The organism is Pseudomonas sp. lyk4-TYG-107 (assembly GCF_030209055.1).
Lineage (GTDB): Bacteria > Pseudomonadota > Gammaproteobacteria > Pseudomonadales > Pseudomonadaceae > Aquipseudomonas > Aquipseudomonas putida_A.
The window spans coordinates 47,974-65,321 of sequence record NZ_JARVST010000016.1 but is presented as its reverse complement, the minus strand read 5'-3'; the positions used below and the strand labels follow the sequence as shown (position 1 = coordinate 65,321).

Sequence of the window (17,348 nt, the reverse complement as noted above, 5' to 3'; positions counted from 1 at the left end):
TATCGTTGAAGCCCGAGCCGAGGATTCGCTCAATGCCGGTGTAGGTATCGCCCGCTGCGATGCCGCTGTTGACACCGGTTTTCAAATTGATGCTGACGCCAACAGTACTGTCGCCGTAGCTGGCGGTATCTATGCCGGCGCCACCAATAAATTGATCGGCACCTGCGCCGCCATACAACAGGTCGTTGCCGGCACCACCGGTAATAATGTTGTCGCTGGCATTGCCCCAGCCGATGAATGAAGCGTTGCCGGTATAGGTCAGACGCTCGACGTTGGCGCCCAGGTAGATCTGGCCGAAGTTGCTGCGTACTTCATCGTTACCGCCACCCGCCTGTTCGATGACCGTGCCGCCACTGCTGTTGAGAACGTAGACATCATCCCCCGCTCCCCCCTCGAACGTCGCAGTGGCCGAATCGAGATTGAAGGTGTCGTTGAACGCCGTGCCGATCACCTTTTCAATGCCGCTCAGGGTGTCACCCTGAGCGTCGCCGCCAATGCCCGCGAGACCGACAGCATTAGCTCGGATATCGACATTGATCGCCTCGACAGACGTCGAGTAATCCACCACGTCAGCCGTTCCCGCACCGCCGTCAAATGCAAACACCCGACTGTCGGCGATGAAGGTATCGTTGAAGCCCGAGCCGAGGATTCGCTCAATGCCGGTGTAGGTATCGCCCGCCGCGATGCCACTGTTGACCCCGGTCTTGAAATTCAAGGTGACACCGACAGTGCTGTCGGCATAGCCAGCCGTGTCGATACCCCCACCACCGATGAACTGGTCGGCACCCGCGCCGCCATACAGGGTGTCATTGCCAATGCCCCCCGTAATGACGTTGTCGCTGGCGTTGCCCCAACCGGTGAATGCCGCGTTACCGGTATAGGTCAGGCGCTCGACGTTGGTGCTCAGGTAAATCTGGGCGAAGTTGCTGCGTACTTCATCGTTACCGCCACCCGTCTGTTCGATGACCGTGCCGCCACTGCCGTTGAGAACGTAGACATCATCCCCCGCTCCACCCTCGAACGTCGCAGTGGCCGAATCGAGATTGAAGGTGTCGTTGAACGCCGTGCCGATCACCTTTTCAATGCCGAACAGGGTGTCACCCTGAGCGTCGCCGCCAATGCCCGCGAGACCGACAGCGTTATAGCGGATGTCGACATTGATCGCCTCGTTGGATGTCGAGTAATCCACCACATCCGCCGCTCCGGCGCCGCCGTCAAAGGCAAATACCCGACTATCGGCGACGAATGTATCGTTGCCGTTCGAGCCGAGGATTCGTTCAATGCCGGTGTAGGTATCCCCCGCCGCGATCCCGGAATTGACGCCGGTTTTCAGGTTGATGCTGACACCGACAGTGCTATCGGTATAGCCGACCGTGTCGATACCGGCACCACCGATAAACTGATCAGCTCCCGCGCCGCCATACAGGAAGTCGTTGCCAACGCCTCCTGTAATGACGTTGTCGCTGGCATTGCCCCAACCGGTGAATGAACCGGTTCCGGTATAGGTCAGACGCTCGACGTTGGCGCTCAGGTAAATCTGGGCGAAGTTGCTGCGTACTTCATCGTTACCGCCACTCGACTGTTCGATAACCGTGCCGCCACTACCGTTGAGAACGTAGACATCATCCCCCGCTCCGCCCTCGAACGTCGCGGTGGCCGTATCGAGATTGAAGGTGTCGTTGAACGCCGTGCCGATCACCTTTTCAATGCCGCTCAGGGTGTCACCCTGAGCGTCGCCGCCGATGCCCGCAAGACCGACAGCATTAGAGCGGATGTCTACGTTGATTCCATCAGCCGATGTGGAATAGTCCACCGTATCAGTCCCGGTACCGCCATCGATCTTGTCTGCTCCGGCACTTCCCCTGATCAGATCATTGCCGGCCAGGCCATTGATTTCATCATCCCCACTGGTACCGGTCAGCGTATCCGCGCCGTTTGTTCCGTTTATAACTGCCATTACTTCTTCCTTGCCTTGTTATGAACCGGCCCCTGCTTGCGTGGCGATCATCCCCCGCCAAGCACATTGATAAATCGAGAATACGTTGATATCGACAGGGAAAAACCAAAGCTTTAATCCGCGCGCAAATCCGTCGGCATTTAACGCAGACACGCACTTCACGGACAAAAAAAAGCGACCTTCAGGTCGCCTTTTTCCGGTAGCCGAACGCAGATCAATCCGCCAGCCAGCCATACTCCCAATACCGCAGGTTATCACCACGCAGCACGTAGTCACGCAGCACCACCTCACGCAATTCATCACCCATGCGGTAACTGGCATCCGGATCGGCCAGGTGCATGCGGATCGCTTGCAGCCACTCGTCCGTGCTGTTGGTCTTGATCCGGGTACACGGCAGATAACCACGGTAGGCCTCGGTGTCGGTGCAGATCACCGGATAGCCGCAGGCACCGTACTCCAGCAGCCGCAAGTTGCTTTTGCAGTCATTGAAGATGTGGAATTCCAGCGGTGCGAGGGCCAGGTCCAGGTTCAGGCTGGCCAGCTTCGCCGGATAGATCTCCAGATCGATCACGCCGTGGAACTCATGCATGTACGGCAGCAGATCGTCCGGGCACATGCCGAAGAAGACCCAGTCGACTTCGTTGGCCAATTCGCGCACCACATCGGCGATCACCGCCAGATCACCGTGGTGACTGGTCCCGCCGCCCCAACCGACCCGTGGTTTCTTCGAGGTGCGGCGTTGACAGCGCAAGTGGCTCCACAAGTCCTTGGACAGCATGTTCGGAACGACACGAATGTCGTGGTGCATGTCGGACAGCACGTTAGCCAGGGGCTGGGTCGATACGACCACACGATCACACAGACCGATGGCACGTCGCACCATACGCTCCATGTCCTGCTTGCTCGGCATGTTGCGGATGTGCGCATTGCGGTGGGGAACGTCGATGACGTAGTCATCGAGCTCGAAGATGCGCCGCGCATTGAAGTATTTTTTCAGAGGCGGGATTTCATCGATGGCGTGTTCCGAATAGCGCCCTTGCAGCACGATCACATCAGGCGACTGGCGCTCGATATCAATGATCGACGGCAAACCGTAGCAAATGCGCCCCTCGACTCTGTTAGCCGCCTGCAACTCGATCATCGGCTGACTCATGCGGTAATGGCCGATGGCCGAGGCGTTGATCGGCACCACCAGCACATTCGGCAACTGCGCTTTGGAAAAGGCACTCCAACCGGTTCGCAGGCCAGGCTCAAGACTGAAGTTGGTAGCACCGACACCCTGCAGAGTCAGGTTAATGTTGTAGGCCGGATCGCGGGCGATGGTTGGCAACCAGCGCTGGTAGAAGGTTTCCCTTTCCTCGGCGAACAGCGCTTCGTCTTCAGTCGTCGCCGCGGCGCTCGGGCGTGCGCCCACTGCGAGCATGGCGTGGGGATTCAATACCACCAGGTAGCCTTCGCGGCCGACCCGCAAACACAGATCCACGACGTTCAACGTCTGCTTCAGATCCTGTTCGTCGAGCCCACCGGCAACCTCGAAGACCGACTTGCGAATCATCAGGCAATCGCCGCCAACCGCGCTCAGGTCATGCACCGCTTGCAGGCGGAACATGTACCCGTCCGACTGCACGGGCTGGCCATAGAACGGCAGACCGACCGGGCCGTTCAAACCGAGAATCAGCCCCGCGTGCAGCACACCACCGTCCGGGTTGAACAGCTTCGCACCGACTACGCCGACTTCCGGGCGTTGCGCATGATTGAGCAGTTCGTCGAGCCAGTCGGCCTGAGTGATCACCGCAAAAGCATTGAGCAGCAACACATACTCGCCACGCGCATGGCTGACCGCAAAGTTGTGCGCGGCCGCCGCATTACCCTTTTGCGGATAGCTCAGCACACGAATTCGCTCGCTGCCCAGTTGCGCCATGCCGTCCAGCCACACCCGCGCCTCGGCGCTTTCGCTGCCGTTGTCGACCAACAGCAACTCGTACTCGGTGTAAGCGGTCTTTTCCAGCAGCGTTTCAACACAGCGCTGCAATGCAGCCGTCTGGTCTTGAGTGACAATCACCACCGACACCAGCGGGCGTCGCGCATGCTGATAATCCACGCGGTTGAGCAGTTCGCTGCCGCCACGGCGGATGTCATGGGCAATCCCCAGGCGTTGCAGATGCGCTTCGAGAATCCGCGGGCTTTGCGCCACGACACCGGGCTCGGTCAGCCACTGGGAGAGGTCGAATTTGGACTCCAGCAACACTTCAGCGATGTGCCCCACGACGTGCAAGCCGTCGTTCTCGACCATCCGCCACAGCGCATCATGCGGTGCCAGTTCGGCAAACGTCGGCGCAAAGCCGCCGAGCGCCAGAAACCGCTCGCGCTTGAATGCCAGGGCGCGCCCGACATAGGGATAACTGCGCATCAGGTCGAGGTTGAAATCCGGTTTGAACGCAGGCTCTGCCGACTCGCCGCTGCGCAGGCTGCCTTCGTCGCTGTACAGACATGTCAGGGTTGGGGTGTGTGCGATCCGGTCGGCCATGACCAGCAACGCCGGCGCCACCAGGCGATCGCCTGGCTGCAACAGATAGAACCAGTCAGCCCCTTCGAGCTGCGGCAGCAGTGTGTTGATCTGCTCCAGCCCATCATCCTGCAACGGCATGTGGAACACTCGCCCGTCAAGGCGCGCCTCGGTACACGAAGCGGACAGGACCAGGATCAGCTCTGGCGGATAATCCTGCGCAGTGAGCGCCTCCAACGTGCGCTCCAGACCATCGCGACTGCCCTGCCCGTCAATGATGATCGGTACGATGCGCGGCTGGCAGGGCCAACTGGCGAGCGTTTCCGGCAACCAGTGGCGTTGCTGCTCGGTGAGCACCCGGCATCCCAGCCACTGCGCGTACAGTTCGCCGAAGCTGAAGCTGTTGACGCCGACTCCCCACTCCTGACGGCTCTGCTTGGTACCCAGGGTTCGACTCAGGGGCAACTCTTGCCAGACCCGGGGCAACTCATCAGCGCGGGACAACGGAACATAACGCACCCATCCCGGCGCAGGCGCCGATTCACCGCTGCGCGCCTTGAGCATTTGCGAAATCCACTCGCGCTCGACTTGCGCAGCATCCTTCATCGGTTGCTGTGCACTCAGACGCTCCGGGTAGAGGCGTTCGGCACTGAGTACGCTGTTGGACACCGCCAGATTGCCGCGCCGCAGCAGGCAGACATACAGGGCAAAATCCAGCGTTGCGACGAAGCAGGCGCCATCCTCGGTCAATGCTGGCAACAGCTCGACGACGTCGGCACGACGCATCAGCGCATTGCTGAATCCACCGAGCACGTTGACCGGGAATTTTTCAAAGATGCCCAGTACGTCGTCGCCCTTGAGCAAGCCACTGACTGGCGACAACGGCGTGTTTTCGATGCGCGCCGGCAGAATGATGTCGTTTGCGTCCCAGAGCAGCCGTTGCGCCACCACCAGGCTGACTTCTGCACGCTGCATCTCATGGGCCTGCTGCTCGATGCAGGCGGAATAGAGCAGATCGTCATCGCACAGAAATTTGATGTACTCGCCCTGCGCCTGCTCGAGACAAGCCTTGAGGTTGTCGACCAGTCCCAGCGTCCGTGGATTGCGCACGTAGCGTACGGCCACACCCGTCTGTTCGGTCACAGACGCTGTGATGGCTTCGATCTCGCTGCCGCGACTGTCGTCGCACACAATGATTTCGAGTTGGCCATAAGTCTGGCTCACCGCACTGTTCAAGGTCCGCTCGAAGAAGCGCGGATTGAAGGCGGGAATGACCAGACTGACGAGAGGAAGTGGATTCACGGCGGGCTCACAGGCGGTACGAGCCCGCTCGGTAAAGCGAGCCCATGAAACCGCAAAAAAACATTAACTGAAGGACAAGACAAACGGGCGCCTGCGCGCCCGTCCAATGTCAGATCTTGTTGAACAGACCCAACTGACTGATCTTGCTGAACGCCAGTTGCGAGGCTTGCAGCATGGTCTGCTGCAACGTCAGGCGGGTCATCACCTCGGCCGGATCCGAATCACGGATCGAACCCTGGGTCGTGGTGTTGGCCTGGATCAGGCTCTGGTTGGTGGTGTCCTGGTCATCCAGCGACTGACCGCGCGCACCGATCGAGGTCACCGCAGCGCCAATCTGGTTGGAGGCACTGTCGATGTTGCCAAGGGCCGACTCCATGGCCCCCTGGAATTTCTGCTTGGCTACCGGATCACCGTCAACCTGCATGTTCAGCGCCGTGACCATCTGGCCCAGGGTGTCGAGCACGTTCTGGGTCTGGTGGTTGTTGGACTGAATCGAGAACTGATCGCCCGCACCCGGCGTACCGCCAATGGCGAAGGTCACACCGGCGGCCGTGGCGTTGCTGCCGACCATGGTGCCCGATGACACCGGTTTGCTGTCAGCGGTCACAGGGGCCGCGTACAGGTCGAAATCGTTGGCGCTGGTGAACTTCAGCACCGCGCCGCCGCCCGACGGGAAGGCCGCGCTGTACGCCGCCTGGTTGGTCACGCTGGAGCCGGTGATGACCGCCGTCGACGGGTTGCCCGGGCTGCGCGCAGTGGTGAACGAATCAGGCGTGGCCGACAGCTGGAAGCTGTGACCGGCGATGACCGCATCCGGGTTGGTGTCGCCGGCCTTGAGGTTGATGTTCAACTTCATGTCGACGCCACGGAAGCTGACGGTCTGGTTGGCACCATTGCTGTTGCTGATCAGGCCGTTCTGGCTGGCCTCGGACGTCACGTCGTTGCCCAGGGCATCGGTGATTTTCAACTGCGTGCTGCTGATGAAATCCACGGTGTATGGCTGGCCCGCCGTGAACTTGGCGTTGTAGGTCGCTGCGGTGCCGACCGTACCGTTGGACAGCACCACACGACCGTCATCCACCGCCGGAGCGGTCATGGTGGTCTGGGTGCGGCTGGTGTTGATGGTCTGCTGGAAGGCGTCCCAACCGGTGGTATTGGTCGCGACCGACATGCCGTCGCCAATGCCCAGGTTGATCTGGGTCTGGTCACCGTTATAGGTGTAGGTGCCGTCGACGTTTTGCGAGTACGGCGCGGTATCGGTCTTGGAACCGGAGAACAGGTAGTTGCCGTTGGCATCCTTGGAGTTCATCAGGCCCAGCACTTGTTGCTGGATCTGGCTCAGTTCCGCCGCGTACGCCTTGCGGTTGTCGTCGGTGGCGATACCGTTGTTGGCGGCCAGGCCGATTTCCTTGGCGCGCTGCAGAGCCGTGGTGATGGAGTTCAACGTCGACTCCTGCACGGTCAGCGAGCTCTTGGTGGTGTCGATGTTGCCCTGATACTGGTCGAGCATCGCACTTTGCTGACCCAGCTTGAGCAGACGACCGGCGCCGATCGGATCGTCGGCAGCGGTGTTGATGCGCTGCAGGCTGCTCGCTTCGTTGGCGGTCGCGACCGTCTTGCTGTAGTTGCGCTGATATTGAGCAGCTTGCGTCGCGTAATACTGGGCGGTGGAAATGCGCATGAATTACGACTCCTTAAAGACTGTTGATCAGCGTGGCGAAGGTTTCCTGCGCAGCTTTGATGATCTGCGAAGACGCTGTGTAGTACTGCTGATACTTGACCAGGTTGCCGGTCTCTTCATCGAGGTTGACCTGGGACAGCGAATCACGCGCGCCCTTGGCCTGATCGAGGATCACCGAGGTGGCTTCATTGTCGGACTTGCTCTGCGCAGCCTTGGTACCGACGTTGGTCACCAGTTTGTTGTAGGCGTCGGTCAGGCTGATGCCCTTGCTGCCGCTGCCGGTGTCCACGGTCTGCTTGGCCTGCAGGCCAACCAGTGTCTGTGCGTTGCGGTTGTCCGAAGACGCCGCGCCGGTCAGGTTGATGGTGAAGGTTTCGCCGGACTTCGGCGTCGCGCCCACGGTGGTCTGTACGGTGAAGGTCTTCTGCACGTTCGGCGTGACCGTGGTGTCCATCACCGGAGCACCGGTGGAGTCGACCATGCCGACCTTGAGGTTCAAGGTGTTGGCCTGCCCCGGCACGATGGTGCCCGAACCGATGGTGTTGCCCTTGGCGTCGACCATGTTGTACGACTGGCTGCCGCTGGCGACCGCACCGAACACCAGTTTGACCGGCGTCGAATATTTGAGCGCATTCTGCAACTCGGTCTGCGACGCCGGGTTGTAGATGTCGAACGAATCAGTCAGCGTCGGCTGGGTGTAGGTACCGGAATTGTTCGCACTGGCCACGCCAGTCAACGGCGCTGCCGCAGCGATTTTCTTCGGATCGGTCAATACGGTCTGGATGGAGCTGGCCGCGTTACGGGTCGGCGTCACTTTGAACGTGTCGCCCGCGCTCAGCGCCCCGCCGTTGAGGGCCAGGGTGAAGCCGTCGATCACTGGCGGTGGCGTGGTCGTGGTGCTGAACGAGCCCATGTCGGTGCCATCGGAGCGCTTGACCGAGTAGTTGGTGGCGCTGGTGAAGGTCACCTGATAATCGCTGGTGGTCAGCTTGCCGGTGTCCTTGATGGTGACATCGAGGTTGCCCGAGCCGGCGCTATTGGTCGACTGCGCAATGCTGCGCTGGCTGACCAGTGCGGCACTGTTGATGTTGTTGAAGATCGCTGCGCCGAAGTCACCGTTCTTGTCGATGCCCTGGGCTTGCTGGCTGTTGACCTGATCGGCCACCACCAGCGCGACACGCCCCAACTCATTGAGCGAAGGGTCGAGCACTTCTTTGCGATAGGTCAGCAGGCCACCGATTTCGCCACCGCTCATGGCCGACGTGATGTCGATCACGCTTGAGCCGCGGTCCAGCTGAATCGCCATGCGCGTCGGATCGTCCTTGCTCGGCACGGTGCTCAAGGTGTTGGTGGTGTTGCCGATCACCAGCGGCTGGCCGGTGCCGATGTACACGTCAAAACTGGTGCCACGCTCGACGACCTGTGCACCGGTCAGCTCGGAGAGCTGACGCACCGCTTCATTACGGCTGTCGAGCAGATCGTTCGGCTGGCCGCCGCTGGTGGAAATCTCGCCGATCTTCTGGTTCAGGTTGGCAATCGAAGTCGCCAGCTTGTTGACCTGGGACGTCATGTCGCTCAGGTTGCCATTGATCGTGGTGTTCTGATCGTTCAGCTGTTTGGCCAGCGCATTGAAACGGCTGGTCAGAGCCTGCGCACCGGTCAGCACCGACTGACGGGAGGTGTCGTCAGTGGCCGAAGTCGCCACGCCCTGCATCGAAGTAAAGAACTTCTGCAGCACACCGGTCAGGCCGGTGTTGGTATCGGACATCGAAGCGTCCAGCGCAGTGGCCTGGGCACCGTACGCAGCCGCTTCGCTATTGAGCGAGGTGGCGGTATGCAGCTGGTTTTCGAGGTAAGAGTTGTAGACCCGGCGCACATCGGCCAGGGTCGTCCCCGTACCGATGAAGACGTTGCCGAACTGCTGCGAGGCCTTGGTGCTCTGCACGGTTTGCTGGCGTGAATACCCGGCGGTGTCGACGTTGGCAATGTTGTTACCTGTGGTCGCGAGAGAGGAAGAACTCGCGGACAACCCCGACATCCCGATATTGAGCAAACTCATGATTCAAACCTTACCGTGTGTTTATAGAGGCGTCGTTGAAACGCCGGCCGCAGCGTAGTTTTCGAAACTGTTCATCTGCTTGGCTATCTGCGAAATCTTCGTCGCGTAGTTCGGGTCGGTCGCGTAACCGGCCTTTTGCAACTCGCGTACAAACTGTTCTGGGTTATCGGCCGACTTCACGACATCTTGATAGCGATTGTTGGTCTGCAGCAAAGTCACCAGATCGTGGAAACTGTCCTTGTACGAGGCATAGGAACGGAACTGCGCCGTCTCCTTGACCATCTGCCCGTTGCGGAACTCGCTGGTGATTGCCCGGGCCGAATCGCCGGTCCAGTTGCTGCTGGCCTTGATGCCGAACAGGTTGTGACTGCTGCTGCCATCCTGGGCACGCATGACCGATTTGCCCCAGCCGGTTTCCAGTGCGGCTTGCGCCACCAGATAACGCGGATCGACGCCAATACGCGCGGCGGCTTCTTTGGCCATTGGCAACATGGTGTTGACGAATTCGTCGGCGGAGCTGAAAGCGCGCTTGGCCGGCGCCAGCGGAATCTGCGCCATCGCTCGACCGTAAATCTGCATCTGCCCGCCGGACGCCTTGGCGTCTTCGGCACGGCTCAGCCAGTCGCCGTTGTACAGCGGGCCGGCGCCGGTGGCGGCCGTGGTCACGGCACGTTGTGGCAAGGCATTGGTGGCGGTCGGCGTGGCGGACGGCACCAGACCGGCGAGCAAACGATCGGCCAGTTTCGGCGGCAATGCCAGACGACGCTTGTTGATCATTGCCATGTCATTGCTGTGCGAGGCTTCGGTAGTAGCCACACGCCCGGAACGCGAGGCCCACAACGGACGCTCGCCATTGAGCCGCGATAACGGCCCATTGGTGGCAGTGGTGCCGGCGGCAATCGGGGTCTGCACCGCAGCGGCTTTCGCCGCCTCTTGCTTGGCGGCGGACGCGGCCGCAGCCTCACCCGGTGCTAGCGGTTTGTTCCTCGACATCTGCTTCATCAGCACGTCGGCCAGACCGATACCGCCGCCCTCGCGGGACAGCGATACCGCCAGTTGCTGGTCGTACATTTCCTGATATTGCTTGGCCGCCGGGGTGTTCATCGGGTTGTCTTTACCCAATGCCTCAGTGGCCGAACGCATCGACTTGAGCATTTCGCCAAGGAACAGCGATTCGAACTCCTGCGCCACTTTGCGCATGTTCGCATCGCTGTTCTTGTCGCCGACCTTGAGCTGGTTCAGACGATTGAGGTCGGAGTACGAACCCGAATCGCCAGTGCCCACCAGACTGCCTTTGCGCATATCCATGGTCGGCGTCCTCAGATCACGATCAGGTCGGCTTGCAACGCGCCGGCCTGCTTCAGTGCTTCGAGAATGGCCATCAGGTCACCCGGTGCCGCGCCAACCTGGTTCACCGCCCGCACGATCTCGTCGAGGGTGGTGCCCGGGCCGAACTTGAACATCGGCTTGGCTTCCTGTTCGGCGTTGACCCGCGAACGTGGAACCACCGCGGTCTGGCCGTTGGACAATGGGCCCGGCTGACTGACGATCGGGTCTTCGGTGATGGTCACGGTCAGGCTGCCGTGAGTCACGGCGGCCGGCGAAACTTTCACGTTCTGGCCGATGACGATGGTGCCGGTGCGCGAGTTGATGATGACTTTCGCCACCGCCTGACCCGGATCGACTTCAAGGTTTTCGAGGATCGACAGGTAGTCGACGCGCTGGCTCGGATCGAGCGGCGCCGTCACACGGATCGAGCCGCCGTCGATGGCTTGCGCCACGCCAGGGCCGAGCATGTCGTTGATCTTGTCGACGATACGCTTGGCCGTGGTGAAGTCGGAACGGTTGAGGTTCAGCGTCAGGCTGTTGCCCTGGTTGAAACCGCTCGGTACCGAACGCTCCACCGACGCACCGCCGGGGATACGACCGGCCGACGGAACGTTGACGGTGATCTTCGAACCGTCACGCCCTTCGGCATCGAAACCACCGACCACCAGGTTGCCCTGAGCGATGGCGTAGACGTTGCCGTCGATACCCTTGAGCGGGGTCAGCAACAGGGTGCCGCCGCGCAGGCTCTTGGAGTTACCGATCGAAGACACGGTGATGTCGACCTGCTGCCCTGGTTTGGCGAACGCCGGCAGATCGGCACTGACCGACACCGCTGCGACGTTTTTCAACTGCACGTTGCCCGATCCCGGCGGCACCTTGATGCCGAACTGCGAGAGCATGTTGTTGAAGGTCTGCAGGGTGAACGGGGTCTGTGTCGTCTGGTCGCCGGTGCCGTTAAGCCCGACCACCAGGCCATAACCGATCAACTGGTTGGAACGTACGCCGGAAATGCTGGCGATATCTTTCAGCCGCTCGGCGTGGGCACCAAAGGCTGCGGACAACAGGGCCGCAGCCAGCATGAGGCTCTTGAAATTCAAAGTCGCCACCTAGAAAGGGAACAGCGGGCTGAGGAAGAAACGGTCGAACCAGCCTGGCTGACTCGCATCGGCAAACGAACCGGTGCCCGAGTAGGTGATGCGCGCATCGGCGACACGGGTCGACGACACGGTGTTGTCGGTGGCGATGTCATCGGCACGCACGAGACCTGCGATGCGCACCAGCTCGTCGCCGGTGTTGAGGGTCATCCACTTCTCGCCGCGCACGGCGATGATGCCATTGGGAAGCACATCGGCCACGGTCACGGTGATCGAGCCGGTCAGGGTGTTGCCCTGCGCCGCCTTGCTGTCGCCCTTGGTCGCACGGTCGCCGCTGTAGCCGACGTCGAGGCTCAGATCATTGCCACCCAACGGGTTGTTGGTGGTGCCACTGCCGCCAAACAGCGAAGTCAGGCCGATGCCGGTCTTGCTGTTCTTGGCCACTTGCGAGTTGGCGTTTTTGCTCGCCTGAGTCTTCTCGTTCAGGGTGATGGTGATGATGTCACCGACCCGGAATGCCTTGCGGTCGCTGTACAGGTTCTGCTCGAAGCCGGCCTGATAGATCGAGCCGTTGTTGGCCGCAGACGGCAATGGCGTGCGTGGCAACACCGGAGCGTAATAAGGGTCATTGGGCTTGGGCGTCGGTGCGACGCAGCCCGCGAGCGAGACGACCCCACCCAATGCCAGAACAGATACGAAGCGTTTCATGACCCTACCTCACGGTGTTGCTGGCGACCTCATGGCCGCCCCATAGACTTGATTACAGATTCTGCGTTACGAACGAGAGCATCTGGTCGGCGGTGGAGATCACCTTGGAGTTCATCTCGTAGGCGCGCTGAGTGGTGATCATGTTGACCATCTCCTCAACGGTGCTGACGTTGGAACCTTCCAGGGTGTTCTGCAGCGTGGTACCGAAACCGTTCAGGCCCGGGGTGCCGATTTGCGGCGCGCCGGAAGCAGCGGTTTCCAGGAACAGGTTGTTGCCCACTGCCTGCAGACCGGCCGGGTTGATGAAGTCGGCGGTTTGCAGGTTGCCGATCACCTGAGCGGCCGGGTTGCCTGGCACCGTGATCGACACGGTGCCGTCGGTGCCGACGGTGAAGCTCTGCGCGTTGTTCGGGATAACGATGGCCGGTTCCAGGGCGAAACCGCTGGCGTTGACGATCTGACCGTTGGAGTCGAGGTGGAAAGTACCGTCACGGGTGTAGGACGTGGTGCCGTCCGGCTGCAGGATCTGGAAGAAACCGCGACCGTCGATGGCCATGTCCAGCGGCTGCTCGGTGGTTTGCAGGCTGCCGGCGGTGAAGTTTTTCTGGGTGCCGACGATGCGCACACCGGTACCCAGTTGCAGACCCGACGGCAATTCACTGTCCTGGGTCGACTGGGCGCCTGGCTGACGCTTGATCTGATACAGCAGGTCCTGGAACTCGGCACGGTCACGTTTGAAACCCGTGGTCGACACGTTCGCCAGGTTGTTGGAAATGGTGGTCAGGTTGGTGTCCTGGGCGGACAGACCGGTTTTGGCAACCCATAGAGCCGGAAGCATTCGATTCTCCTCGTGCGCCTGTTTTACGGCGCGACGTTCTGATAATTAGCTGATCTGCAAGACCCGAGCCATGGCCTGGTCGTCGTCTTTGGCGGTGTTCATCATCTTGACGTGCAACTCGAACTGCTTGGCCAGGGCCAGCACCGAGGTCATTTCTTCCACGGCGTTGACGTTGCTCGACTCAAGGAAACCCGACACCAGTTTGACGTTGGCATCGGCCGGCGCCGGCTGGCCGTCCTTGGTGTAGATCGAGCCGTCGAGGCCTTTGTTGAGGTTCTTGATGTCCGGGTTGACCAGTTTGATCCGGTCGACTTCCGCCATGACGCGCGGGCCTTCGCCCATCGCACGAATACTGATGGTGCCGTCTTCCCCGACTTCGACCTGCTGCTCCGGCGGCACGGCGATCGGACCGCCGTTGCCGAGTACCGGCATGCCGTTGCCGGCGCGCAATACGCCGAGGGCGTCGATGTTCAGGCTGCCGGTGCGCACGTAGCTTTCTCCACCGTTAGGGTTCTGCACGGCAATAAAACCGTTGCCGGTCACGGCGACGTCGAGGTCACGCCCGGTCTGCACCAGCGAACCGGCGGTGAAGTCGGTGGCGGGCCGTTCGCTCATGGCAAACGCACGCGCCGGAAAGCTGTCACCGAACACCGGCATCGAACGCGCCTGCTCCAGGTCGCGCTGAAAACCATTGGTGGAGATGTTCGCCAGGTTGTTGGCATGGGCCTTTTGCGCCAGTGCGTTCTGACTGGCGCCGGTCATTGCCACATAAAGGTACTTGTCCACACTCTTTCCTCTGCATGCCGGACGTTTGCCGCCCACCGCTGTACTGCTGAGCCATAAGCAATTTGCAGACCAACTTTTTTCTGGCGGCTTGCGGCCCGGTAAACAAAGGACTTGCGGGGTTTTGCGGGGAAATTGGAAATGTATCGAAGTCGAAAAACCGGCGGTGTTATGCCGCTGGGCGGCAATCCCGATTGTTGCAGATGGAAAAAGAACCTGTGGTGAGGGGATTTATCCCCGATGGGCTGCGCAGCAGCCCAATCCATCCATTGATGGTGTATCGGATGGACCGCATTTGCCGGGTTTGGGGCGGCTTCGCCACCCATCGGCGATAAATCCCCTCACCACAAAAGCTCTTTTCACCACAGTGTTGCTGTTAAATCTCGGGGTCTTTACCGACCTCATACTCACGCAACTTATTAGCAATGGTGGTATGCGAAACCCCCAACCGCTTACCCAGTTGCCGACTGCTCGGGTGTTCGGAGTACAGCCGCTCCAGTACGGCTTTCTCAAAACGCCCGACGATCTCGTCCAGCCCACCCTCCAGCGAGAAATCGCCAAGCGGCTGACGCACGCCGTAATCCGGCAGGCGGATGTGTTCGACCTTGACCGTGCCGCCCTCGCACAGTGAAACCGCCTGGAACAGCACGTTCTCCAGCTGCCGCACGTTGCCCGGCCAGTGATAATGACTGAGGCGATCCATCGCCGCCGGCGCCAGTTTCGGCAGCGAGCAACCGATCTGGCGGCTGGCCTGATCGAGGAAGTGCTCGACCAGCGGGGTCAAACCGTCGAGGCATTCGCGCAGCGGCGGGATGTGCAGCGACAACACGTTCAAGCGGTGATACAGATCCTGACGAAACTCGCCGCGAGCGCACAGCTCGGACAAGTCGACCTGGGTCGCGCAGATCACCCGCACGTCCAGATACACCTCTTCATCACTGCCGACCCGGCGGAAGCAGCCGTCCTGCAGAAAGCGCAGCAACTTCACCTGTAAGCGCGGGCTCATTTCGCCGACGCCATCAAGGAACAGCGTGCCGCCCGCCGTCAGTTCCAGCAGACCAAGCTTGCCTTCGGCGCGCGCCCCTTCGAACGCGCCGGGGCCGTAGCCAAACAGTTCGGTCTCGGCCATCGACTCTGGCAGCCCTGCACAGTTGAGCGCCATCAGCGGCGACTGCCCACGCGGACTGGCGAGGTGACAGGCACGGGCCAGCAACTCTTTACCGGTGCCGGTTTCGCCTTCGATCAATAGCGGCGCATCCAGCGGCGCCATGCGCCGCGCTTCACGCACGACAGCGGCCATCACTTTCGAGCTCTGGAAGATACTGTCGAAGCCACGCAATTCCTGTTTGCGCACGTTATAGATGCGCTCACCTACGCGGTCGGCGCGGTGCAAGGTCAGTACCGCACCGGCCATGGCTTCGCTGTCGTCGTGCTCCGATTGCAGCGGCGCGATGTCGGCGAGAAAGATGTCGCCCCTGACCTTGACGCGCATGCCGTTGATTCGCGATTTGTTGGCGCGCACCAGTTCCGGCAGGTCGAAATCCTCGGCATAGCGCGACAGCGGAATCCCCGGCACTTCATCCACGCGCACTCCGAGCAACTGCGCCGCCGCGCGGTTGGCCGCAACGATCGAGCCGCCCATGTCGATCGACAGCACCGGAAATTCCAGCGCACCGAGCAACGCATTCAACTCCATGTGCCGACGCTCGCTGGGCATCAACCCGACGCGCTTGACGCCAAACACCCCGGCAATCGCCTCGAACTTCGGTCGCAGCGCCTGAAACTGGATGTTGATCAGGTTCGGACAATGCAGATAGATCGCATTGCCGTGCTCACCGCCGACCTCGCCGCGTGCAACGTTGATCCCGTACTCCACCAGCAGGTTGAGGATGTCACGCAGGATGCCGATGCGGTTTTGGCAGTGGACTTTGATACGCATATAAAGAGGCCCGACGAGGATGAGGGGTTAAACACAATCCCTGTGGGAGCGGGCTTGCTCGCTCCCACAGGGATAGCGCCCCGACTTTTCTGTCGAGGCGCGCAGATAGTTGTCAAGATTATGTGACAGCCACAGCCCTTTTCAAACCTGCAAATCACCGCAAATGCGTGATATCAGTCAAAGCGTAACGATTTTTTTACGAAATGCGGTGATTGTTCCTACTAGGAACGCACTCAACCTGCTGCATCACGCCGCACTCTCGGGTAATTCTCAGTCCATCGCTGGACATAACAAGAACGAATTCCCCTAGCAGGAGAGCAGTATGAAGCAGACGCAATACGTGGCCCGCGAGCCCGATGCGCAAGGTTTTATCGACTACCCCGCCGAAGAGCATGCGGTGTGGAACACGCTGATCACCCGCCAGTTGAAAGTGATCGAGGGTCGGGCGTGCCAGGAGTACCTGGACGGTATCGAAAAACTCGGTCTGCCCCACGACCGCATTCCGCAGCTGGGCGAGATCAACAAGGTGCTCGGTGAGACCACCGGTTGGCAGGTTGCCCGCGTCCCGGCACTGATCCCCTTCCAGACCTTCTTCGAATTGCTCGCCAGCAAGCAGTTTCCGGTGGCCACGTTCATTCGCACCCGCGAAGAACTGGACTACCTGCAAGAGCCGGACATCTTCCACGAGATCTTCGGTCACTGCCCGCTGCTGACCAACCCGTGGTTCGCCGAATTTACTCACACCTACGGCAAACTCGGCCTGCAGGCCACCAAAGAAGAGCGCGTGTATCTGGCGCGCCTGTACTGGATGACCATCGAGTTCGGCCTGGTCGACACCCCGCAAGGCAAACGCATCTACGGCGGCGGCATCCTGTCCTCGCCGAAGGAAACCGTTTACTCGCTGTCGGACGAACCCGAGCATCAGGCCTTCGATCCGCTGGAAGCCATGCGCACACCGTATCGCATCGACATTCTGCAGCCGCTGTACTTTGTCCTGCCGAACCTCAAGCGCCTGTTCGATGTCGCCCATGAAGACATCATGGCCATGGTTCGCCAAGGCATGCAGCTGGGGTTGCACGCACCGAAGTTTCCGCCAAAACCGAAAGCCGCGTGATCCGCGACTTTTGCTGAGAATTGAGTCTGTCAGTCGCC

At 60.6% G+C, this 17,348-nt stretch carries 11 protein-coding genes; 1 reads left to right on the top strand and 10 read right to left on the bottom strand.

All coding sequences use genetic code 11. From position 1 onward, the window contains the following. The 10 genes from QRN61_RS14370 to QRN61_RS14325 form a co-directional block, all read right to left on the bottom strand. Window positions 1–1,957 (bottom strand): beta strand repeat-containing protein (locus tag QRN61_RS14370; RefSeq protein WP_285374063.1); only part of this gene is annotated, 1,957 nt, incomplete at its 3' end. Between the two features lie 214 nt (window positions 1,958–2,171). Further along, on the bottom strand, window positions 2,172–5,765 hold the full coding sequence (locus tag QRN61_RS14365; protein WP_096796283.1) for a glycosyltransferase: 3,594 nt from the start codon (window positions 5,763–5,765) through the stop codon (window positions 2,172–2,174). A 109-nt stretch (window positions 5,766–5,874) separates the two neighbouring features. Continuing rightward, on the bottom strand, window positions 5,875–7,446 hold the full coding sequence (locus QRN61_RS14360; RefSeq protein WP_096796284.1) for a flagellar hook-associated protein 3: 1,572 nt from the start codon (window positions 7,444–7,446) through the stop codon (window positions 5,875–5,877). Window positions 7,447–7,459: 13 nt separating this feature from the next. Further along, window positions 7,460–9,505 (bottom strand): flagellar hook-associated protein FlgK, encoded by a 2,046-nt coding sequence (flgK, locus tag QRN61_RS14355; RefSeq protein ID WP_285374062.1) that lies wholly within the window; start codon window positions 9,503–9,505, stop codon window positions 7,460–7,462. A 21-nt stretch (window positions 9,506–9,526) separates the two neighbouring features. Further along, a complete protein-coding gene (gene flgJ / locus QRN61_RS14350; RefSeq protein WP_098967804.1) occupies window positions 9,527–10,813 on the bottom strand; it encodes a flagellar assembly peptidoglycan hydrolase FlgJ in 1,287 nt (428 codons plus the stop codon). Window positions 10,814–10,824: 11 nt separating this feature from the next. Next, window positions 10,825–11,913, bottom strand: a complete 1,089-nt coding sequence (locus QRN61_RS14345; RefSeq protein WP_177325661.1) for a flagellar basal body P-ring protein FlgI — start codon at window positions 11,911–11,913, stop codon at window positions 10,825–10,827. 27 nt (window positions 11,914–11,940) lie between these two features. Then, entirely contained in the window at window positions 11,941–12,636 is a 696-nt protein-coding gene (gene flgH, locus QRN61_RS14340) for a flagellar basal body L-ring protein FlgH (RefSeq protein WP_027613958.1), read from the bottom strand. Window positions 12,637–12,688: 52 nt separating this feature from the next. Beyond that, window positions 12,689–13,474, bottom strand: a complete 786-nt coding sequence (flgG, locus tag QRN61_RS14335; RefSeq protein WP_003222804.1) for a flagellar basal-body rod protein FlgG — start codon at window positions 13,472–13,474, stop codon at window positions 12,689–12,691. A gap of 45 nt (window positions 13,475–13,519) precedes the next feature. Beyond that, a complete protein-coding gene (locus QRN61_RS14330) occupies window positions 13,520–14,260 on the bottom strand; it encodes a flagellar basal body rod protein FlgF (RefSeq protein ID WP_007965507.1) in 741 nt (246 codons plus the stop codon). Window positions 14,261–14,633: 373 nt separating this feature from the next. Next, window positions 14,634–16,196, bottom strand: a complete 1,563-nt coding sequence (locus QRN61_RS14325) for a sigma-54-dependent transcriptional regulator (RefSeq protein WP_285374061.1) — start codon at window positions 16,194–16,196, stop codon at window positions 14,634–14,636. A 322-nt stretch (window positions 16,197–16,518) separates the two neighbouring features. Between QRN61_RS14325 and phhA the strand changes: the two genes are divergently transcribed. After that, window positions 16,519–17,310 carry a phenylalanine 4-monooxygenase gene (gene phhA / locus QRN61_RS14320; protein WP_007965510.1) on the top strand — a complete coding sequence of 264 codons (792 nt, stop codon included), beginning with the start codon at window positions 16,519–16,521 and terminating at the stop codon, window positions 17,308–17,310. The last annotated feature ends 38 nt before the right edge of the window (window positions 17,311–17,348 follow it).

Excerpts from the sequence above, each read along its gene's own strand:
- QRN61_RS14360 (WP_096796284.1), bottom strand. The coding sequence starts at position 7,446 with ATGCGCATTTCCACCGCCCAGTATTACGCGACGCAAGCTGCTCAATAT.
- flgK (WP_285374062.1), bottom strand. The coding sequence starts at position 9,505 with ATGAGTTTGCTCAATATCGGGATGTCGGGGTTGTCCGCGAGTTCTTCC.
- flgJ (WP_098967804.1), bottom strand. The coding sequence starts at position 10,813 with ATGGATATGCGCAAAGGCAGTCTGGTGGGCACTGGCGATTCGGGTTCG.
- QRN61_RS14345 (WP_177325661.1), bottom strand. The coding sequence starts at position 11,913 with ATGCTGGCTGCGGCCCTGTTGTCCGCAGCCTTTGGTGCCCACGCCGAG.
- flgH (WP_027613958.1), bottom strand. The coding sequence starts at position 12,636 with ATGAAACGCTTCGTATCTGTTCTGGCATTGGGTGGGGTCGTCTCGCTC.
- flgG (WP_003222804.1), bottom strand. The coding sequence starts at position 13,474 with ATGCTTCCGGCTCTATGGGTTGCCAAAACCGGTCTGTCCGCCCAGGAC.
- QRN61_RS14325 (WP_285374061.1), bottom strand. The coding sequence starts at position 16,196 with ATGCGTATCAAAGTCCACTGCCAAAACCGCATCGGCATCCTGCGTGAC.
- phhA (WP_007965510.1), top strand. The coding sequence starts at position 16,519 with ATGAAGCAGACGCAATACGTGGCCCGCGAGCCCGATGCGCAAGGTTTT.